14 protein-coding genes are annotated in these 20,751 nt (G+C 74.3%); 8 read left to right on the top strand and 6 right to left on the bottom strand.

Translation table 11 applies throughout. From position 1 onward, the window contains the following. Positions 1-54 precede the first annotated feature (54 nt). Together OG900_32380 and OG900_32375 are read left to right on the top strand one after the other, a co-directional pair. The gene (locus tag OG900_32380) at positions 55-2,052 is read left to right on the top strand and encodes an alpha/beta hydrolase family protein (GenBank protein WUH94373.1); all 1,998 of its coding nucleotides are present in this window, start codon (positions 55-57) and stop codon (positions 2,050-2,052) included. A gap of 40 nt (positions 2,053-2,092) precedes the next feature. Further along, entirely contained in the window at positions 2,093-2,776 is a 684-nt protein-coding gene (locus tag OG900_32375; GenBank protein ID WUH94372.1) for a hypothetical protein, read from the top strand. Between the two features lie 60 nt (positions 2,777-2,836). Here the strand turns inward: OG900_32375 and OG900_32370 are convergent, their stop codons facing one another. The 3 genes from OG900_32370 to OG900_32360 all read right to left on the bottom strand — a co-directional run bounded on the left by OG900_32370 (position 2,837) and on the right by OG900_32360 (position 7,017). Next, a complete protein-coding gene (locus OG900_32370) occupies positions 2,837-5,851 on the bottom strand; it encodes a beta-galactosidase (GenBank protein ID WUH94371.1) in 3,015 nt (1,004 codons plus the stop codon). A 343-nt stretch (positions 5,852-6,194) separates the two neighbouring features. Continuing rightward, a complete protein-coding gene (locus OG900_32365; protein WUH94370.1) occupies positions 6,195-6,671 on the bottom strand; it encodes a GNAT family N-acetyltransferase in 477 nt (158 codons plus the stop codon). Positions 6,672-6,714: 43 nt separating this feature from the next. Beyond that, complete coding sequence (locus OG900_32360) at positions 6,715-7,017, bottom strand: helix-turn-helix domain-containing protein (GenBank protein WUH94369.1); 303 nt, start codon at positions 7,015-7,017, stop codon at positions 6,715-6,717. A gap of 475 nt (positions 7,018-7,492) precedes the next feature. On the opposite strand from OG900_32360, the gene OG900_32355 reads away from it, so the two are divergent. Then, positions 7,493-7,753, top strand: coding sequence for a DUF397 domain-containing protein (locus tag OG900_32355; GenBank protein WUH94368.1), 261 nt, complete (start codon positions 7,493-7,495; stop codon positions 7,751-7,753). A gap of 96 nt (positions 7,754-7,849) precedes the next feature. Further along, positions 7,850-8,761 (top strand): helix-turn-helix domain-containing protein, encoded by a 912-nt coding sequence (locus tag OG900_32350; protein ID WUH94367.1) that lies wholly within the window; start codon positions 7,850-7,852, stop codon positions 8,759-8,761. A gap of 18 nt (positions 8,762-8,779) precedes the next feature. Here the strand turns inward: OG900_32350 and OG900_32345 are convergent, their stop codons facing one another. From OG900_32345 to OG900_32335, 3 genes are all read right to left on the bottom strand, one after another. Further along, positions 8,780-9,607 (bottom strand): SAM-dependent methyltransferase, encoded by an 828-nt coding sequence (locus OG900_32345; protein ID WUH94366.1) that lies wholly within the window; start codon positions 9,605-9,607, stop codon positions 8,780-8,782. 126 nt (positions 9,608-9,733) lie between these two features. Continuing rightward, the gene (locus OG900_32340) at positions 9,734-10,597 is read right to left on the bottom strand and encodes a helix-turn-helix transcriptional regulator (GenBank protein ID WUH94365.1); all 864 of its coding nucleotides are present in this window, start codon (positions 10,595-10,597) and stop codon (positions 9,734-9,736) included. Between the two features lie 147 nt (positions 10,598-10,744). Beyond that, positions 10,745-13,669: an AAA family ATPase gene (locus OG900_32335; GenBank protein ID WUH94364.1), complete on the bottom strand. Its 2,925-nt coding sequence runs from the start codon at positions 13,667-13,669 to the stop codon at positions 10,745-10,747. A 348-nt stretch (positions 13,670-14,017) separates the two neighbouring features. Here OG900_32335 and OG900_32330 point away from each other — a divergent pair, with 348 nt between their 5' ends. The 4 genes from OG900_32330 to OG900_32315 all read left to right on the top strand — a co-directional run bounded on the left by OG900_32330 (position 14,018) and on the right by OG900_32315 (position 20,716). Beyond that, a complete protein-coding gene (locus OG900_32330; GenBank protein ID WUH94363.1) occupies positions 14,018-15,202 on the top strand; it encodes a pentalenene synthase in 1,185 nt (394 codons plus the stop codon). Positions 15,203-15,608: 406 nt separating this feature from the next. After that, complete coding sequence (locus OG900_32325; protein ID WUH94362.1) at positions 15,609-16,658, top strand: ABC transporter permease subunit; 1,050 nt, start codon at positions 15,609-15,611, stop codon at positions 16,656-16,658. A 147-nt stretch (positions 16,659-16,805) separates the two neighbouring features. Then, positions 16,806-18,728 (top strand): dynamin family protein, encoded by a 1,923-nt coding sequence (locus OG900_32320; GenBank protein WUH94361.1) that lies wholly within the window; start codon positions 16,806-16,808, stop codon positions 18,726-18,728. Positions 18,729-18,733: 5 nt separating this feature from the next. After that, positions 18,734-20,716 (top strand): dynamin family protein, encoded by a 1,983-nt coding sequence (locus OG900_32315; GenBank protein ID WUH94360.1) that lies wholly within the window; start codon positions 18,734-18,736, stop codon positions 20,714-20,716. Positions 20,717-20,751 lie beyond the last annotated feature (35 nt).

Below are 20,751 nucleotides of genomic sequence, written 5' to 3'. Positions count from 1 at the left end.
GCGATCACGCCAACTCCGGTGCCTCGGACGCCAGTATGGCTACCGTACGTCCGCATGGGGATAGTGACGGTGGATCCGGGCATGCTCGACCGGCTGGCCGATTCCTGTGAGGGCAAAGCCCGGGACGACATCCCGCGGGCCCTCGCACGGGCCGCGGCACTGTCCGCCGCCGACAAGGTCGCGGGCCTCAAGCCGCTCCAGTCCTATCTCACCGACACCGCACGGGACCTGCGTGCCAAGGCAGGCGGCCTGCGCGACCCCGGCACGGACCCCTTCGCCTCGCTGGCCGCCTTCGGCCTGCCCACCGGATTCGCCGCCGGCTCCCCCGATGCCGACCGGCTCAAAGCGGACCTGGCCGGTCTGCTCGCGGCCCACGGGGACGACCCGCCCGCCGTCAGGGCCCAGGCCGTGAAGGACTTCTTCGGCACCCTCACCCCGCTGCGACAGGCCGAACTGGCCGACGCCGAGCCCGGAGTCGTCGGCAATCTCGACGGTGTCCCGCCCACCGTCCGCTTCGCCGCGAACCGCATCGGCATCCAGCGGGAATACGCCAGGGAGTCGGCCTACTTCCGGACGCTCCGGCCGGACGACCCCGCGTACAAGCGGACCGGCGCCCGTGTCGACACGCTGCGCGGCTTCCTCAACCCGCGTGAGCAGAAGCTCGTCGACCCGGGGACCGGGCGGATCGCCACCCGCGAAGTCCCCCGACAGTTCCTGGTCTTCGACCCCGCGGCCGGCAGCGTCGCCGACCCCGAGGCGGCGCCGTATCCGGACGGCCGGGTGGCCGAGGTGGTCGGCGATCTGACGACCGCCGCGCATGTGGCCTTCCGGATTCCCGGCATCACCAACCGCCTGGACAATTTCGACGGGTTCGGCGAGGGCGGCTACAACCTGGTGCAGGACGGGGCGAACGGCGTCGAGCAGCAGGACACCGCCGTCGTCAGCTGGCTCGGCTACGACACACCCGAGCTCGGCGACTCCGTCGACCCGTCGAAGGCGGTGGCCGGCGGGCGGGCGCTGGCCGACTTCACGGCCGGGATATCGGTGGACCTCAGACCGGACGCGACCACGGACGTCTTCGCGCACAGCTACGGAACCCTGTGCACCAGCAAGGCACTTCAGGACGGCATGCGCGTCGGCGCCGTCGTGTTCATGGGCAGCCCCGGCCTCGGCCCGGACATCACGTCGGCCGCCGACTTCCACCTGCCGGACACGCGCTTCTTCGCGATGCGCGCGCCGGAGGACCTGGTGTCGTACACCCAGGGCCTGGGCAGCGACCCGGCGGACTTCCCCGACATCACCCGGCTCGCCACGAGCGGCGCCACCGCGCACTCGGACTACTACGACAAGGACACCGAGGCGCTGGCGAACCTCCAGCGCGTCCTCTTCGGCGGCGCCCAGGGCCTCACCTTCACGCACACCACCCTGGACGAGGAGATGACCGGCGCCGCGGAGATACGGGAGCTGGTGTCCTTCCTGCACGCGAGGGTGCCGCCCGGCGTGGTCGCGCGGATGGGCGCCGACCTCGACCCGATCCTGCAGGACGTCCTGGCCGGGCGCACCTCGTACGCCGCCGCGCTGGAGCCCGTCAACGCGGTGCTGAACTCCCACGGCATGCTCGACCGCGTCACCCCCGACGACCTGCGCGACGAACTGGTCGGCCTGGCCGGGGACCTGGCGTACAAGCAGGCCTACCAGGCGGCCAGGGAACGGGATGTCCCCGACCCGGTGGCCAGGTCCCTCGCCGCCACGGCGGAGTTCACCGCGCGCGGCGCGGCCTTCGCGGTGACGGTGCCGGTGGTGAAGGTGCTGGAGGCCGACCGGTCGCAGAACGACGTCCGGCAGCTGTGGACCGGGGTGGCCCGTGACGCGGGCCGGGTCGCGGACGACGGCGCCGGCGCGTGGCGGGACCTCACCTCGGGCGACCTGCCGGGGCTCGCGCGGGACGCGGGCGACACGGTGGACGCCGTCGCCGACGCCGGGAGGACCGCGGCCGGCAGGGGGGCGGACCTCGTCAGGTCCGCCGGGGACTTCCTGAACCCGTTCGGCTGACCGCGCGCTTATGAAGGGACACCGGGGAAGAAGGAGAGCTGTGAGCGACGACCAGGACCGTGCCCGATTCGCCGAGCGGATCAGGGGATATGTCAGCGCGGCCATGCCCGGGGCGGCCTTCCTCGACCTCGCCCCGGTCCTCGGCGAGGACAGCGTGTCGATGTCGGCCTACGACGAGGACGACCGGCGCCCCGCGGCCGAGATCGTCGCCGCGCTCGACGCGGCGGTGCGGGCCGACGGCTGGCGGTCCGTACGGTCGGGGGACGGCGCGACCGCGGGCCTGAACGTCGCGCGGGACCGCGTCGGCGGCGGGGTCTTCGGGGTGCAGACCGGGGTGGTCTCCTTCACCGGCGTCCCCGACTACGGCGAACCCGGGCCCGCCGCGGCCGAGCGCCCCGGGCCGACCGGGCGGCAGCTCGGCGTCTCCCGCGACATCCGGGCCGCGATCCGCTCCGCCGCCCCCGGGGCCGTCCACCCGCGGGACGACTTCGACGGCGACCGGGTCCGGGTCGCCGGCTGGGACCCGGACGGGCGCGGGTCCGACGAGGCGCTGCTCGGCAAGGCCGGCGCCTTCCTCGCCGGCCACGGCTGGCAGGTCACGCCCGACATGTGGACCGACAGCGACGACCGCTCAGCGGTGGTGGCCAAACCGGGCCTTGCCGCCGGCCGCCTGCTCGCCTCCGACGGCGGCCTGACCTTCGTCGGGAGCCTCACCGGCGGCTGACCCGCCGGGGGCCCGGCGCCCCCCACGGGTGCCGGGCCCCCGCTCCTGGTGCGGCCGCTCTCAGATCCCCCGCTGCCCGTGCACCTGGTATCCGGGCGCGGGCACGTCCCGTACGGGGACGCCGCCCGCGACGGCGCCCAGCAGGGTCAGGGCGGGCGCCGGCAGGCCGGCCGGGGTGGTGCCGTCGGTGAGGACGGCGAGCGCCAGGGAGTTGGAACCGTCGGTACGCAGGATGCCGTTGGGCAGCACGAAGGTGTGCTGCGGGCCGACGTCGTTGGCGTACTGGCCCAGATTCCAGCCGTTGAGGAATATCTGCACGCGGTAGGCGCGGGCCGGGTCGTCGGTGAGGGTCAGGCCGATCGAGGCGTCGGTGCCGCGGTCGATCCGCAGGGTGAAGTCGGTGCGGTACCAGGCCACGCCCTGCCGGGAGTCGGTGTGCGGCAGGGCGACCGGCGACCAGTGCCGGTCGGGGAAGCCGGGCAGGTGCCAGCCGGCGCGTTCGCCGTACAGGCCGCCGGTGTTGAGCGGGCCGCGCACCGGGTCCTCGGTGCCGGTGGCGCCCTGGATGCGCCAGGTCGGCGCGGCGCCGTCGAGGGTGGCGGCGAGCAGGCCGCGGGCGGCCTTGAAGGCGTCGTTGGCGCCGCCGTCCTCCGCGTGGGCCATCGGCCTGACCAGCACCGCCACCGTGTGCGGCCCTTCGCCGCGCAGGTCGGCGGGCACGGCGAATTCCGCGCTGCCGGTCCAACTGGCCACCGTGTCCTGCGCCTTGGTGGGGGCCGGCAGCCGGTGGGTGCCCAGCGGGCGGCCGTCCCACCAGGCCATGAGCAGGCCCAGCGTGCCGCCCTGGTAGGTCAGGGCGAGGGTCCGCGCGTCGGCGGCGCTGTCGACCGTGGCGCGGTACCAGACGTCGCCGTAGTGGAATCCGTAGTCGTCGGCGAACAGGACGGCGGGCTGCCCGGCGGGCACGGCGGTGGAGCTGTGGGAGGCGGTCAGGTCGCACACCCGCCAGTGGCGGTCGTCGAAGCCGGCCTCGGCCTCGGGGCTTTCCGCGGCATACCGCCAGCCGGTGAGCGCGGGCAGCTGCACGGCGGCGGGCCCGGCCAGCGTGCGGTCGGCGGCGAGGCTGCCGTCCCGGGTGGTGTGCACGGACGCGCGCCGGCCGTTCCAGCCGACGTGCTTGACGTGCTGCGGTGCCCACACCTCCAGCGGGGCGGGCGCGGCGGTGTCGCCGGTCAGGTCCAGGTTCGCGCCGTGGACCTCGGCGGTGCGCAGCAGCGCGGGGCCGCGGACCAGCACCGGGCCGTCCGGGGTGTCGCGGGGCCACAGGGTGGCGGCCGCGGTGTCGTCGGCGAGCAGGAGCAGCAGCGGTACGGCGCTGCCGCCGTCCTGGACGCGGATGCGGGTCAGGCCGTCGAGGACCGCGTTGACCCGCAGGGTGCCCGCAGCCTCGTCGTAGACGGCGTCGGCGCTGCCCGCGGTGACCGTGGCGGTGGGGCGGCTGCGGCAGACCAGGACCGTCTCGACCGGGTCGCCCGGCCTGCCGGTGAGCAGGGCGATGTCCTGGTCGTCGCCGGCGGCCCGCCACATCGGCTGGGCGGTGGTGTAGAGCAGGGCGCGGCGGCCCAGCGACAGGTTGGCGGCGACGACCTTCATGTCCTTGCCGGCGACCCGCATCCCGCCGGGCGCGGCGGGCACGGTGACGGTGCCCGCCGCGGTGGCCGCCGGCAGCGTGACGGTGGCGTCCTGGCTGCTGTCGTTGCGCAGGAAGTACAGGTGCGAGCCGCGGTCGGGGTCGGCCAGGTGGTAGACGCGGACGGCGCCGCCGGCGGCCGCGGTGTCCTCGGCGCGGTCCAGGTGCGCCAGGTCGGGGAAGGCGGCGAGCATGGAGCCGATCTGCCGCATGGGAAGCAGCTTGGACGTCTGGTTGCGCGCCTCGTCGATGGCGGCGCCGTAGTCGTAGGAGGTGTAGACGACGGGGGCGGGCAGCCAGCCCCAGGAGGTGCCGCCGAAGGTCATGTAGACGTTGTGGATCTTGATGCCGTTGGCGAGGTTGGTGAGGTAGAAGCGCCGCTCGAAGGCCGCGTCCCGGGTCCTGCGGGATTCGGCATAGCCCAGGCCGCCGAATTCGGCGCCGCCCCACGGGTCGAACCAGCCGCCGCCGAACTCGGCGGTGAAGCCGGGGGTTTCCGGGCTGGCGGTGGTGCCGCCCTTGGCGCCGCCGGTGCCGAAGTAGCCCCAGTCGGGCGGGGTGCTCGACGGCGAGGGGTAGCCGTCGAAGGCGTAGAGGTAGCGGCCCTGCTCGCCGCCGGTGTCGAAGCTGCCGGGGATCCAGTAGCCGTTGCGGCCCTTGTCGTTGTGGAAGAGCGGTACGTCGATGCCGTCGGCGCGCACCTTCGCGTAGAGGTGCGCCATGTAGTCGGTGCCGGTGGAGCTGGTGGTGAAGGAGGCGTACTCGTTCTCCAACTGGTAGAGCACGACGGTGCCTTCGCCCTTGGTGTACAGGTGGCGGCCGATGACCCGGTTGACCGCGGTGAGCCACTCGTCGGCGTGCGCGAGGTAGGCCGGGTCGCTGGTGCGGGCCCGGCCGGGGGCGGTGGCCAGCCAGCCCGGGTAACCTCCGGCGTCCACTTCGGCGTTGATGTACGGGCCGGGTCTGGCGATGACGTACAGCCCGGCCTCCGCGGCCAGGTCGAGGAAGCGGTCCAGGTCGCGGACGCCGGTGAAGTCGTAGCTGCCGGGGGCCGGGGAGTGGTAGTTCCAGGCCACGTAGATGCTGACCGCGTTGTAGCCGTTGGCCTTCATCTTGTGCAGGACGTCCAGCCACAGCGAGGGGCTGGGCAGCCGGAAGGGGTGGACCTCGCCGGACCAGATCGGCACCCGCTGCCCGTCGATGACCAGCGCGTAGCGGTCGAAGGACACGGTGTGCGCCGGGCCGTGCCCGGGGTGTCCTGCGGCGGGGGTGGGCGCGGGCCCGGCGGGGGCCGCGGGCGCCGCCGCGTGGGCGGCGGCCGGCAGGGCGAGTGCGGCGGCGGCGGAGCCGGTCAGGGTGGAGAAGACGCGGCGGGATATGTCCACGGGGGTCCCTTCGACAGCGGTTGCGGTGGGAAGCGCGCCGCCACCACCTGCGCCGGGGCGGGCTTGAATCGTCTTAACGCGCTGGAAAGGTAGCCCCGGGGCGTTCGGCGCGCAAGACTTCGCACACAATCGCTCACGCGAGGGCGCTCGCCCAGCGGGCCGCGAAGGCCGGCCGGAGCGGCGGGAAAAGCTGCAGGGATCAACGAAACACCTGGTCAGACGGCGGTATACGGATGGCCCCGACCGGATCGCGGATGGCTCCGCGACCCATCAGGTTCCGACACGTTCCATCAGGCAGCACCAGCACCCATCGGGCGGTTGAACGCTTTCAAGCGGCGCGGATTCATCCGGCCAGGAGGAGCACGACCTCGTCGATCTCCTCGTTCCTGGCGTTCGCGAAGCCCCGATCGTGACCCGTCACCACGAAGCCGCACCGTTCGAGCACCCGGATCGAGGCGGCGTTGTCCGCTGCCGCGCGCCCGCGCAGGGGGCGCGCGGGTTCGAGGGCGAGCAGCCCGCGCAGGGCGGCGGTGGCCGCGCCGCGGCCCCAGAACTCCCTGCCGATCCAGTAGGTGACCTCGCGCTCCCCCCGCGGGCCGTAGACCGCCGCGTGGCCGACGATCTCGCCGGCCGGGCCGACGACCGTGCGGGCCATGATGTCCGGGTCCTGGCGGATCCGCGCCCAGTGGGCCGCGAAGCGCTCGCGGTCGGCGGGGTCCTTCGCGGTGAAGGCCGCCATCGCGATGGCCTCGGGGTCGATCGACTGGACGTAGAGGACGGGCAGGTCGCCGTCCCGCACCTCGCGCAGCGTTATCTCCATCAGGGCCTCCCGCGTGTCGTTCTCCGCCGTGCCGGATGGTACGTCAGGCGGGGCGGTCCGCGGCGGGGCGGCGGCGTACGGGATCGGCGTCCGGGAGGTCGAGGCGGTGGTGCGGGTCGGCCCTGAGCCTGGCGTCCTCCCACACCTTGCGCAGGACCAGCGGGTCGGCGCCGCAGGCCAGCGCGAAGCGCTCGGTGAGGCCCCAGTCGGGGAAGCGCTCGCCCGACAGGATCGCGGCGGCGTCCGCGGCCGCTATGCCCAGCCTTGCCGCGAGGGCACGCAGCGGCATGCCGGAGGCCCGCTTGAGTTGGCTGAGGACCGGCGCGAGGTGGGAGCGGGCGGGCAAAGGGCGTCCCTTCCTCGGAGTGCGGTGTCTCAAGCGTGCCCCACGCCGGGTGCGGTCCGCTGCCGTCCCTGACGGGGAGCCGGCTCCCGCGGGGCGGCCAGGCGCCCGCCTCGACGGACGAACCGGGTCCTTCAAAGCCTCATGTGGTAGGGGCTGTCATGCCGCCTCGCGCGGCGGGTAGGCGCTGGTGGACGGCAGGGCGATGGGTGCGCACGCGGCCTTTCGCGCCGGGGTGCGGCATCGCGGCCGGTAGTCCACCGGCGCTTCCCGGCGCTCCGGCGCGAGGCGGGGAAAGAAGTTGCCTCGGGCGCGCATTTGCAGATCCTCCTGCTTCCGGCGGAGCACCCTTGTATCCGCCGGGTCCACCGGCCGCGCATGAAGCCGGCGGCAGCCGGTCATCCTTTCCATGGGGCCGTATCACCTGCATTTGCAGACGGCCCGCTTGATCATCGGTTCCGGCACGAAAAGAGGACACATGACCGATCACGACCACCGCGAGGGCCAAGGGAAACACCTGATGGGAGCGGACGGTCCCGGCGGCTTAGCCGTCGCGTGGCGGAAAAGCTCCTACAGCAACCACCAGAGCGCCTGCGTGGAAGTGGGCGCAATCGGTCGGGAGTTGATCGGTTTCCGTGACTCGAAGGACCCGGAAGGCGCGGTTCTGACCTTCGAACGGACCGCGGTACGGGCATTCGTTGCCGCCGTGGCCGCGGGCGAGTTCACTGAGGTTCGGTAACCGGACGCCCTGGTCGGCAACTTCCGATCTCATATGACTGAGGCAGGATGAGGGGGTCCAGATCGCCGCCCGCTCAGCGCGAGGGAGAGTCCGCCCGTGCCTGCCCAGCCGTCCCGCGCCCCGCGCGGAGTCCGCCATGTCCGTCCGCTGTCGGGCCGGGCGCCGACCGCGCAGCGCATGATCTTCGGTGAGACGCTGCGAAAACACCGCGAGGCGCTCGGTCTGACGGAGAAGGAGGTCGCGCACGAGATCGGCGGCTGCTCGGCCTCCAAGATCAGCCGGCTGGAGAGCGGCGAGCACGACTTCAAGGAGAAGGACGTGCTGTGCCTGCTCGACGTCTACCAGGTCGTGGACCCCGCCGAGCGCGCCCGGCTGCTCGAACTGTCCCAGCAGGCCAACGAGAAGGGCTGGTGGGAGGCCTGGCGCGATGTCGCGCCCAAGGAACTCCAGACCTACGTCAGCCTGGAGGACATCGCCGCGCGCATCCGCTCGTACGAGAGCGGGCAGTTGCTCGGCCTGCTGCAGATCCCCGACTACACCCGGGCCCTGGTCAAGGCGAACTCGCTGGAGCCCGGTGTGCGGACCGCCGAGCGGATCATGGAGCTGCGGGCCATGCGGGCCCAGCGCTTCCTCCACGAGTCCGCGACCCAGCTGATCTGCGTCGTGGACGAGGTCACCCTGTCCCGCGGCTACGGCACGAACCCGATCATGCGCCGGCAGATCGAGCACCTGATAGAGCTCGCGGGGCACGAGCGGATCAGCTTCCGGCTGGCCCCCTCCGCCCGGCTCAACCTGCCGGTCCAGATCGGCACCACCACGGTCTTCGACTTCGCCGCCGACCAACTGCCCGCGATCGTCTACGTCGAGCGCTGCAACGGGGGCCTGTACCTCCAGGACCACCAGGAGGTCGACGCCTACGAGCGCGGCTTCGACCGCCTGATGGTCAACTCGCTGGGCTCCGCGGCCTGTCTGCAGAAGCTCAAGGACTACTGCCAGAAGTACCGCTGAGCCCGCGCCCCCCGCGGCTCAGGAGGGCTTGCGCGCCACACCCGCGTAGAGCGACGCGTCAGCGTCCGAGATCAGGCTCGGCCCGCTGGCCGGCTCCGGATTCCAGCGGTGGGCCACCTCCACGCCCGGGTCGAGCAGGTCCAGGCCGGTGAAGAAGTCCAGCACCTCGCTGCGGCTGCGGACCTGGAGCGGTGTGCCGCCCTTGGTGTAGACCTCCACGATCGCCGCCCACACCTCGGGCGCGAAGTCCGGGGTGCAGTGCGAGATCGTCAGGTACGAGCCGGGCGCGAGCGCCCCGACCAGGGTCTCCACCACCCCGTAGGCGTCCTGGTCGTCGGGGACGAAGTGCAGCAGCGCGTTCAGGCTCAGCCCCAGCGGCCGCTCCAGGTCCACGCAGCCCTCCCGCCGTACGACGTCCAGCAGGCGCACGGGGTCGGTCACGTCGGCCTCGACGTAGCCGGTGGCGCCCTCCGGGGAGCTGCGCAGCAGGCTGTCGGCGTAGACCAGCACGATCGGGTCGTTGTCGACGTAGGTGACCCGGGCGGCGGGCTGCTCGCGCTGGACCACCTCGTGCAGGTTGGGCGCGGTCGGTATGCCGGTGCCGATGTCGAGGAACTGCCGGATGCCGTGGTCGCGGGCCAGCAGGCGTGCCGAGCGGTGCACGAAGGCGCGGTTCACGCGGGCGGCGGTCCTCACCGCGGGGAAGGTCACGATGACCTGCTCGGCGGCTTCCCGGTCGACCGCGTAGTTGGTGTTGCCGCCGAGGTAGTAGTCGTACATCCGGGCGCTGTGCGGCAGGTCCTGCCGCAGCCGGTCCTGTGTGATCTGCGGTAATTCGTCGCTCACGCCACTGCCCCCATCCATCGCGCCCTCGGGCCGCGCCGGGCGCCGGGAGCGGAACTGAGCCGGATCTGCGCATCCGCTGCGATCACTTTATGCACGGGCGGGCCGATCCTGAATACCGCGGCCGCGTCAAGGTGTTCGGCTGCCGGCGGCCTTCGGGCCGTCCTCCATGAGGACCAGGACGCGGAGCCGGTCGCCGCGCAGCGGCCGCAGCTCGACGATCCGCACCGCGACCTCCCGGCCCTGGTGGAAGGGCAGCCGGAGCCGGCGCAGGCCGCCGTCGCCGCTCTCGCGGGACTCCTTGCGGTGCCACAGCTCCCGCGCTCCCGGGGTGTTCGCGAGGACCTCGCGCTCCAGGGTGCGCAGCGCTCTGCTCCTCCGGTCGTGGGCGCGCGCGAAGCGGAGCTGGGCCACGTACGAACGGGCCCAGTCCTCCCGCCAGTCGACCAGCTGCTCCCGGGCGTCCCGGCCGAGCAGGGCCCAGCGGAGCATGTTGCCCTGATGGGCCGTCCACGGGAACCAGTCGCGCATCGGCTGGTTGTGCCCGACCGCGTTCCACGCCGCGTCCATGACGCAGGCGGGGTGCCACTGGTTGTCGACGAAGCGCTGGAGGACGTCGTCCATCTGGACCGCCGCCTCCGCCTGCGGGATGGCGGCGGAGCCGGGCGGCCGCCCGACCGCCCGCTCGTAGAGCGTGCCGCGCTCGGCCGGGCTCAGCCGCAGGGCGGTGGAGAGCCGGTCGAGGAAGTCCTCGGTGCAGCGGTACGCCTCGCCGCGCTCCAGCGAGACGTACCACTCCTCGGTCACCCCGGTCAGCCGGGCGACGTCGGCGCGGGACAGGCCGGCGCCCACCCGCTCGGGGGCGGCCCCCGGGGTCTCGTACAGGACCGGGGGCCCGAACGGCTCGGCGCGCCGCCGCCAGGCGGGCAGCAGCCTCGACAGCGGCTCGCCCCCGGGCCGCTCCGGCCCGCCTCGGCCGCTCCAGGAGTCCACAGGCCGACCCTAGGCACCGCCTGCCGCCCGCCCCTGGCCGCGACACCCGGCGGCGCGCGATCGCGGGCCAGGAACCGTCGTTCGGCGTAGCCGGGTCGCCGACCGCGGCCGGGCGCGGAAACAGCCGGCGAGCAGCGTGCCCGGGTGCTACACCGCCTCGCCGTCAGGGCCGGCGACCAGCCGGGGCAGGCCCGCGTGGTCGCAGCCCGCCTTGAGGAAGATGTCGGACAGCAGGCGGGTCACGACCGCGTCGGAGGCGCCGAGCGCCTCGGCTATCCGGGCGTTGGACCAGCCTCCCGCGGCCCACTCCGCGACCGTGCGCTCCTGGACGGTGAGGGAGTCGGCGTCGGCGGTACGCGGCTGGAGCGGCCACAGGCCGGTGGCGTCCAGTTCGGTGCGGGCCCGCGCGGCGAGCGCGTCGGCACCGCACTGCACGGCGCCCTCCAGGCCCCGGTGCAGCTGTTCCGCGGCGTGCTGTGCGAGTCCGGTACGCCGCAGGGTGGCGCCGTGGTCGACCAGGGCGCGCGCCAGGTCGTAGCCGGACGGCGACCTTTCGAGGTGCGCGACGGCCTCGGCCAGTACGCCGGCCCTGCGCGTCATCGGAGTGACCGCGGCCAGGGCGTGCAGCGCCTGGCCGATGGCGGACTGCGTACCGAACCTGCGGGCCCTGCGCACCCCTTCCTCGGCGACCTCCGCGGCCCGCTCCGGGTCGGTGACCTCCTTGGCCAGGGCCAGGTGCAGCGGCCAGGGGCACCAGGCGGGATTGCGCATGCCGCGGGCGTCGAGGCGCTCGCCGACCCGGGTGAGCTGCTCCTCGGCCTCGCGGTGCCGGCCCAGCGCGAGCAGCAGTTCGCCGAAGACGGCCTGCGCGTCGGGATAGACCACGGCGCTGGGCGTGATCTCGCCGTAGCGGTAGGTCGCGGCCAGCTCCTGGGCCTCGTCGGCGCGGCCCTTGGCGAGCAGGATCTCGATGAGGATGCCGACCGCGAAATACTGCGCGGGCACCTGGTGGCCGACCCGGTCGGCGATCCGCAGGCCGTCGCGGACCATGGACTCGGCGGAGCCGAGCCGCCCGCGCCGGAAGCGGATATAGCCGAGCAGCGTGTAGCCGAAGGACAGGTGCGCGCCGCGCCAGCCCCTGGCCTGGCATTCCACGATGCCCCGGGTGAACAGCTCCTCGGCCCGCCCCGGCTGGTCGGCGTACATGAAGGTGAGGGCCACCAGGACCGGCACCTCGAAGCCCCACTGCTCGTCGGTCCAGGGCAGGCCGTCGCCGAGTGCCTGCTCCGCCCAGTGCAGCGCGGTCGCGGCGGGCTCGCCCCTGACCATCGCGTCCCAGGCGCGCAGGCCCAGGATGTAGCGCTCCGCGGTGCCGCGCCCGGTCAGGTGGTCGGCGAGGCGGGCGAGCTTGCGGGAGCGGGCGGTGGAGTCCTGCTCGTCGGCGCGGAAGGCGTTCCACATGAACTGCTCGGCCTGGAGGTGCAGCCGGGTCTTGACGTCGGTGGCCCAGCGGGTCGCGTCGGCGACGGTCTGGGCGGCCTCCGCCGTCCGGTCGGAGTGGCCGAGTGCCTGCGCCAGCCGGTAGACGATCGCCTCGCGCAGATCCGGGGTCAGGACGGGTTCGTCCAGCGCGGCCCGCAGGTGGTTGACGGTGATCGCGGGTTCGGTCAGCAGGGCGGAGCAGCCCAGCTCGTAGAGCACCTGGGCGCGGTCCTCCATGGCCGGGGGCTCGCGCAGCGCCCGCGCGAGGCAGCGCCTGGCGGCGTCGGGGGCGCCGGCCCGCTGGTATTCGCGGGCGGCGTCGGACAGCTGCTGCACCACCCACGGGTCGCTCTCGGGGTGGGTCTCCAGCAGGTGCCGGGCGACCGCGGTGGAGCCGAGGCCGGCCTGCGAGACGACCGCGGCGGCCTGGCCGTGCATGGCGACCCGGAAGGCCGCGGGGATCGCCCGGTAGACGGCGGTGGAGACCAGCGGGTGGAAGAACTCCAGTCGGCTGTCGGCCGCTTCGAGCAGGTCGTGGGAGGCCGCCGCGAGAATGCGGGCCTCGCGCAGCAGGGCGACCGCGGCGGCGGATTCCGACTCGCCCAGTCCGCCGACGCTCGCCGCCCGGCTGCGGGACGCCTCGGCGCCGAGCACGGCGACGCTCCAGGCGAAGCGGACCGCGGCGGTGCCGAGCCGCTCCAGCCGCTCGACCAGGCCGCCGCCCTTGACCGCGGAGGCCAGCTCCCGCAGCTCCGGCAGGTTGGCGACCTGCGGTTTGAGGCCGCGGTCCGCGACCCTGGCGGCGACTTCGACGGCCTCGAAGGGATTGCCGCCGGTGACCGCCCAGGTCTCCCGGCAGAAGGCCTCGTCGGCGTCCTCGCCCAGGGTGTCGCGGACGATCCGGCTGACGGCGCCGGGGGTGAGCGGCGCGAGGTCCAGGGTGCGCGAGCCGTGCCGCTCGGCGAGCCTGCCGAAGGCCATGGCGTCGCGCGGCAGTTCGTCGGGCCGGTAGGCGATGACGAGCAGCATCGGCAGCTCGTCGGCGCGCGGCGCGAAGCCGGTGAGCCAGGCCAGCGACTCGGCGTCGGCCCAGTGGGCGTCGTCCAGCATCACCACCAGCGGGGCGCGCTGCACGGCGAAGCGGGTGACGATCCAGTCCAGGCCGTCCCTCACGCCCTGCGGGTCGGGCGAGCCGTTCGCGGCGCCGGCGACCAGGCCCACGGCGGGCGCCACGATGTCGTACCAATTGCCCAGCGCCTCGCGGTGCTCCGCCTCGGTGCCGGTGGCGAGCAGCGGCTGCAGGAGGTGGCGCACGACCTGGAAGGCGACGCCCTGCTCCTGCTCGCCGCCGCGCGCGGACAGCACGGTGCAGCCGCGGGCCGTCGCCCTTTTGCGCACTTCGCCGAGCAGCGTGGTCTTGCCGAGTCCCGCGGGTCCCGCGAAGACCAGCAGGCCACCGGTGCCGAGGGCGACCGCACCCTGGGAGGGGCCGCTCAGATCGGCGAGCAGGGCCTCCAGCGCGGCCGTCTCCGTCTCGCGCTCCAGCAGCAGTCGCTTCCGCCGAGGCGGTTGATCAGCGGTGTACGCCATGTCAGTTCCCTCGAACACGCGGTGTCCCCTTCACCCGTCCCCCGGGTAGGCACAGCGTACGCACGTGGACACGAAATGCGGTCTGCCGCGGGCCTTCTTCGGCCTGCTTGGGGCGAGTCGGTGCGCTGCCGTGGCGCGGCCGCTACCCTCCCTTCCGAACCGGGGTCGTCCCGGGGGCGCACGAGGCGGGGTGTGCGCCGGTCGCGCCCCTTGTGGCGCCCGCGCGCCGCGGTCCCCCGGCGTGCGCGGCGCCTACGCTCTCTGCACGGCGATCCGAACGGCACCCGGCACACCTCGGGCCCGCACCGCGGCAGGCGGCCGGGCGCTTCGCGGCACCCTGGAGGGCTCATGTCAGACGAGACCGCCGCCGGCCCGGCTCTGCCCGGCGGCCCGCTGGACCCGACCCGGCGCGCCGCGGCGATCAGGATCCCCTTCCCCGCCCGGCTGAACCTGCACGCCGAGCGGGCCAGGCAGCACACCCTGCAATGGGCGCAGGGCATGGGCCTGCTCACCGGGGACGTCGCGGTGGCCGAATACGACGCGCTGCGCCTGGAGCGGCTGATGGCGTATTTCTATCCCGACGCGAGCGCGTCCGACCTGGAGCTGGCAGCGGACTTCAACGCCTGGTTCTTCATCTTCGACGACCAGTTCGACGGCGGTCTCGGCACCCGGCCCGACGAGATACGGCAGGTGGTCGCCGCCCTCGTCGACGCGATGGCGGTGGGCGGGCCGGAGCCGGCGGCCACCGGGGACACCCCGCTGGTGCGGGCCTTCCGCGACATCTGGCTGCGGTCCACGGCGGGGACGCCGCCCGGCTGGCGGTTACGCTTCCGCGAGCACTGGCGGGCCTATCTGGCCGCCCACGAGGGCGAGGCCCAGCACCGCACCGCCGTCCGGCTGCCCTCCCTCGACCGCTTCCTCGACGTCCGGCGCGAGACGATCGGGGTGCGGCCTTGCCTGGACTTCGCCGAGCGGTGCGGCGGCTACGCGCTGCCCGACGAGCTGCACGACTCGCCGGCGCTGCGGGAGATGCGGGAGATCACCGGCGACGTGGTGATCTTCGTCAACGACATCGTGTCGCTGACCAAGGAGCTGGCGGCGGGCGACGTGAACAACAGCGTGGTCGTCCACCGCACGCACAAGGGCTGCACGGTCGAGGAGTCCGTCGAGCACGTCAGCGCGCTCGCCAACGCCCGCACCGCCCGCTTCGCCCGGGTCGCCGCCGCCCTGCCCGGCACGCCCGCCCTGCGCGGTGCCGCCCGCGAGACGCGCGAGCACGTCGACCACTACGTGGACGCCATGCGGCATCTCATGGCGGGCAATCTGACCTGGTCACTGGCGACCTCCCGCTACGACGAGACCGGCATCGCGGCGGTGAGCGACGGCCGCCGGCGCCCCTGGAGCCTGCTGACCGCGGCCCTGGAGACGGCCGCGCCGCCGTACCGCAGCGACCTTCAACCGGTCCCGACGCATTCCAACCCTCGGGGTCGGGCACAGGTCGGAGACTCTCCGGACACGGTTCAACCACGATGACCGGGCGCTCATATCCGCCTAAAAACGGTCATTCCGCGAGCCCGACCGCACCCTTCCAAACGAAGGCGGTCATTCCGCTTCCGGCCACCCCTCACGCTGCGTGCCCGGACCGGCACGGCGGCGGCAGGTTGCAGAAGCCACTGATTCAGGCGGCCGCCGTCCGGGCACGCCGCCCGAGATGTGACAAGTCCCATGATCGCGCCGCCACCTGGCTTTCCACGCTGACGCCCGCGTCCCGGACCAGGCAGCCGCTGGCCGCCGTGGACGACGACGGCCGGCTCACCGGCGTCATCCCCCGCGACGCTCTGCTCGCCGCGCTCGGCGACCAGCCGTCGACCGTGGTCGGCGCGCACCGCTCGGCGTGTGGGCGGCGGCCAGCCGCGGCGCCAGCGTGGTGGTGCGGCCGGTGCTCGACGTCATGCAGACGCTGCCGGCGTTCGTCTACCTGATCCCGGCGATCATCTTCTTCAGCCTCGGCACGGTCCCCGCCGTCATCGCCACCATCGTCTTCGCGATGCCGGTGGGCGTGCGGATGACCGAGCTGGGCATCAGGCAGGTCGACCCCGAGCTGGTCGAGGCCGCCGACGCCTTCGGTACGACCCCGGCCCGCACCCTGCTGCGGGTGCAGCTCCCGCCGGCGCTGCCGACGATCATGGCGGGCGTCAACCAGGTCATCATGCTGGCCCTGTCGATGGTCGTCATCGGCGGCATGGCCGGCGCGGAGGGCCTCGGCTCGACCGTCTTCGGCGCGATCAGCCAGGTCGACATCGGGCTCGGCTTCGAGGGGGGCGTGTCCGTCGTCGTCCTGGCCGTCTGCCTCGACCGGCTCACCGGCGCCATGGGCGAGCAGGTCTCCGCGCTCGGCCGCCGCGCGGCGGCCCGCTCCCGCGGCTCCCTGCGCGGCTTCGCGGTGCTGCGCTACCGGCCGCGCCCCGCGGTGGGCCTGTCCTGCGTCGTCGCGCTGGCCCTGGTGGCGGGCGGCACAGGCGTCTTCGCCGGCAACAGCCCGACCGCCGCCCCCACGGCGGCGGGCGCCGACACAGGCAAGGGCCGCAGCGTCACGATCGGCTCCTTCAACTGGGACGAGTCCATCGCGTCGGCCAACCTGTGGAAGGCGGCCCTCGACGCGCGCGGCTACCCGGCCCAGGTGAAGACGTACGACCCGGGCGCGGCCTTCACCGGCCTGGCCCGCGGCACACCAAGCTGGGCCGACCCGAAGTCCCTGTGGGGGCCCGGCGACTCGATCCACGACCTGGCGGGCAGGTCCGCTGCCACCCGGCTCCCCCAGGTCAGCTCCTGGATGCGGAACTTCCGGATGACCGAGCCGCAGCTCAGCTCGCTGGGGGCGGCCATCCAGGCGGCGGGCCGGGGCAACACCGCCGAGGGCGTGCAGAAGTGGATCGCCGCCAATCCCCGCGTCATCGACGCGATGGCCCCGGTGGGCGCGGGCGGCTGACCCGCGCCCTGCGCCGGGGCGCGGTTGCGGGGGGTTCCGGCGCGGGTCAGGCGCGGGTGAGGCGCGGTTCCGGCGCGGGTGAGGAAAGTCAGGCAGATCCCGTCATCTGATGAGATGTCGAACGCCGGGCCTCCCTACCGTGAAAGGGTGAACAGCCAGGGGGCGGGACAGGTGCGCAGGCCGGCGATCGGCGGCCACCTGCAGTGGATCGACTCGGTGCTCGGCGACCAGCGCATACCGGCCGGTCGCCGAGCGGAACTCGGCGACCGGTTGCGCGCGGTGCAGCAGCGGGTCGCCGACCCGCGGCTGCGCATCGCCGTCTTCGGGGAGGCGTCGAGCGGCAAGAGCACGCTGCTGAACGGGTTCGTCAGGCGCCGGCTGCTGCCGTCGTCCAACGACGTGACCACGCGTACGACCACGGTGCTGCGCCAGGTCGCGGGCGCGGAGGGGCTGGTGGCGACCGTCGCGGGGCGCGGGGACCTCAGCTGGCCCTCGGGGTCGTTCACCCGGTGGACGCGGGCGGCGGGGCCCGCCGCCTCGGCGACACTTGAGCAGGCGCTGCAGCAGGTGCTGACCACCTCGCTGGCCGAGGAGGTGCTGCGGCTCGAAGTCGCGCAGCGCGCACGGCTGCTCGGGGACGACATCGTGCTGCTCGACACCCCGGGCTTCTCCGTGGTGGACCGCGGCCACCGCGAACTCGCCGAGGCGGCCGTCCGGCAGGCGGACCTGGCGCTGGTCGTGGTCCCGGCGACGGCCGCGATGTCGATGACGCTCGTCGACTTCCTGACCGGGCCGCTGCACGACCACCTCGACCGGTGCGCCTTCGTGCTGACCAAGACCGACCTGCTGGACGCCGGCGACCTCGACGACGTCCGTGCGCTGGTCGAGGGGCGGCTGCGCGAACTCGGCGTGGCCGAACCCGTCGTCCTGCCCTGCGCACCCGGCCGCGCCCTCGGCGCGCTCACCTCGGGGGCGACCGGCGAAGGGGCCGACCCGCACGTGGCGCGCTTCCTCGACGTGGAGGCGCGGATCGCCGCACTCGCCGCCGAGCAGCGGCAGTCCGCGGTGACGGCGACCGTGTTGGGGCTGCTCTCCGGCCTGCTCGCGGCGGTCGAGGAGACGGCCGGCGAGCAGCGGGCCCGGCTGGCCGCCGAGCGCGCCGCGCTGGGCCGGCTGTCGCTGCCCGACCTGCCGGCCTTCCTCGACACGTGGACCGCCGGCGCGCTGCGGGGTGCCGCACGCGAACTGGACCGCCCGACCCTGCTGTTCCAGTTCGACGCGGCGATCGCCTCGCTGGACTCCGAGGTCGCCGAGGCCGTCGCGGGCGACCGTATCGCCCAGATGAACGACGCCGCCGCCGCGGTCTCGGTGCTGGTACGCGAACGGCTGCGGCGCGACGCCCAGCGCACCGTCGACGCGGCCGCCGACCGGGCCGACCGGGCGCTGAAGTCCGCCGCCGACGACCTGGCACGCGACTTCGGCGCCCAATACAGCGCCCTCGCCGGGCTGGCGGGCGAGCGGCGGAGCGCCGCACCCTTCACGCTGTCCGCGGCGTCGGTGCCCGCCCCCGACCTGTCGGGCACCGACGCGGCGCTGGCCAGGATCGGCACCCAGCTCACCCTCAGCGACAACTGGCGCACCGGCGGCGGGGCGGCGGCCGGCGCGCTGGCCGGCAGCATGGTCGCGCCCGTCGTCGGCACCATCGTCGGCGGGATCCTGGGCGCGATCATCGGCAAGCGGGGCCACGACGCGGCCCGCGAGCAATTCCTCGCCCAGGCCAGGCCGGTCATCGCCGAGGCCACCGAGACCGTGGCCGAGGCCGTCACCGACGCCGTCGGGCAGGTGGCCGCGGAGCTGGGGGAGAGCGTCGTGGGGCTGCGCGCCCGCTACCTGGCCCAGTGGAGCGAGGAGATCGCCCGGCTCAACACCTCCAACGCCCGGCGGCAGGCCGCCTACACCCAGCAGATCGGCGCCGCCGAGCGGATCGCGGTCGAGGCGCGGCGCCGCCGCGCCGACATCACCTCGCTGCGCCACGACATCAGCCGCACCCCGGCCTCAGCAAAGGAGTGATCGCCGTGGACGCCGAGCAGGACGCCACCGCCGCCATACCCCAGGCCCGCGAACTGCCGGCCGGCCGCGCCACCCCCGAGGCACCCTCCGGCGACGCCGCAGGAAAGCCGCCGGCCGAGGGCGTACGGTCCGCCGCGACGGCCGGGAGCGGCGGGAGGACCGCGGACGGCAGCGACGCCGGGGACGCCGCGAGCGGCAAGGGCGCCGCACCCGCCCCGGCCGTCTCCCCCTCGCCCCATGTGCCCGACGTCAGCGCCCTGACGCCGGGCTGGCTGCGCGAGGCGCGCACCCTCGCCGAGCGGGCCGCGCTGCCGGAGACCGTCGCCGTCATGGACGAGCTGGCCGCGGGCCGGGGGCGGCCGACCTTCCGTATCGCGGTCGTCGGGGAATTCAACCGGGGCAAGTCGACCCTGCTCAACACGCTGCTCGGCCGCCAGGTGCTGCCGACCGGGCCGCTGCCGGTCACCCGGACGCCGATCGCGGTACGTGCCGGGGCCGAGGACATGCTGAGCGTCGAGTGGCCCGACGGCTCCCGCGAGGACCGGCGGCCGGACGCCGCAGACGCCTGGCGCGGCCTGATCCTGCCCCCGGGCGCCCCCGCGAGCCGAGCCGCCACGGCCGAGCAGACCGCCGCGGACGCCGGCACGCCGACCCTCACGCTCACCGTGGTGAGCGACTGGCTCCGGTCGCTGAACGCCGAGCTGCTGGACACCCCCGGCGTCAACTCCGCGAACGAGGACCGGTTCGAGCAGGTCAGGCAGGCGGTGGCGGCCAGCGACGCCACCCTTTTCGTGGTCTCCGCGCTGTCCCCGATGGGCGCGACCGAGCGCCGCCTGCTGGAGGAGGAGGTGCTGTGCCGCCACGTGGTCCACGCGGCGGTCGTCGTCACCATGCTCGACCTGCTCGACCCGGAGGACCGGGAGCCCGCGCTGCTCGACATCCAGCAGCGGCTCGCCGACCTGTCCGCGACAAGGGTGCTGGCCGCCCCCGCCCCGGGCGCCGCGGAACCGCCCGCCGTGCCGGCCGCGATGGCGGACTTCGCCGCCGCGGGCGGGCGGGCGCTGTGGCGGGACCGGCGGATCGCCGCCCAGGTCGCCGACCAGTGCGCCGCGCTGAGCGCCTTCGCCGCCCGTGCGCTGGCCGCAGGGCAGGCCGAGGACGCGGAGGCCGAGCGCGAGGCGCGGCGGCAGGAGGTCGCGGCGACCGGACGTCGCTGGGAGCAGCTGCGTATCGACCTGACCTCACGGCAGCTGGCGCTGAGCGCCGCCGTGCGGGAGGAGGTCCACAAGCGGCGCGAGGGCCTGGTGGAGGGGCTGCGCTGGGAGCTGGAGCGCGCCCAGGACCCGCGGCTGTGGTGGGAGCGGGACCTGCCGGTCCGGCTGCGCCGCGAACTGGCGCTGATGGCGGCCGGCTGCGAACGTACCGTCGCGCTGCCCGCGCTCACCGAGGACGCCCGCCGGCTCGACCGGGAGATCGCCGCGCTGCTGCCGGACGCGCCGCGCGGCCCCGCGCCGACCGATCTGCGGCTGACCGCGGAGCCGCTGCTGTCCGGCGAGGTGTCCGACCTCACCAGGACCCGGCTGCTCAACCGCCTCGGCGCGCAGGGCGGGGCGATCGTCGGCTACCTGGTGGCGGCGGCCCGCTCCGCGGCCATGCCGATGGTCTACGGCGCCGGTTTCAGCATCCTCGGCGGCCTGATCGCCGAGGCGTCCATCAGGTCGGCCACCGAGGAGCAGCGCCGCGAGGTCGACGCGGTGCTGGTGCGGGTGGTCGGCGAGAGCACCGCCGCCTTCCAGCGGCAGACCGCGCAGGTGCTCGCCGACGTGCACGGCGAGCTGTTCGAGCGCCTCGACCGCTCCCGCCGGGCCTGGCGGCAGGCCGCCGACCCCGGCGCCGCCGCGGCCCAGCACCCCGGCACCGACTGGTCGGACCTGGCCAGGACCGCGACGGGCCTCGCCACCCGTATCCGTACCGCCCTTCGGGGCTGAGGCACAGACAGCCGACGGCACAGACAGGAGACCCG

It is taken from the genome of Streptomyces sp. NBC_00433, from assembly GCA_036015235.1.
In the GTDB taxonomy this organism is placed as follows: domain Bacteria; phylum Actinomycetota; class Actinomycetes; order Streptomycetales; family Streptomycetaceae; genus Actinacidiphila.
This window is presented reverse-complemented; position numbering and strand designations above follow the sequence as displayed.